1 pseudogene is annotated in these 328 nt (G+C 70.4%); it reads right to left on the bottom strand.

What is annotated here, in order from left to right:
• Nucleotides 1-328: pseudogene (locus tag EN852_RS37630) on the bottom strand (glycine dehydrogenase (aminomethyl-transferring)); the annotation flags it as partial.

Below are 328 nucleotides of genomic sequence, written 5' to 3'. Positions count from 1 at the left end.
GGCATCGATGACGCGCAGCAGCCGCCCGGTCTTTTCGGCGGCTTGCGCGATCGAGACGGCCTTGCCCTTCACCTGCGCCGTCACCGTGTCGAAGCGGCTCGCGCCGAGCACGGCAACGCCCGCAGCCTTGAGACCGGAGGCGAGGCGGTCGGCCAGCCCATGGACATGGCCGGCAATCGCCTGCAGGCCGGCCGGGCCGTGCCAGATCGCATAGGCCGTCGCCATGTTGGCGAGCAGCGCCTGCGCCGTGCAGATGTTGGAAGTCGCCTTGTCGCGGCGTATATGCTGCTCGCGCGTCTGCAGTGCCAGCCGGTAGCCAGGACGGCCC

Origin of the sequence: Mesorhizobium sp. M2E.F.Ca.ET.209.01.1.1 (assembly GCF_004010375.2) — a bacterium.
Taxonomy (GTDB): domain Bacteria; phylum Pseudomonadota; class Alphaproteobacteria; order Rhizobiales; family Rhizobiaceae; genus Mesorhizobium.
This window is presented reverse-complemented; position numbering and strand designations above follow the sequence as displayed.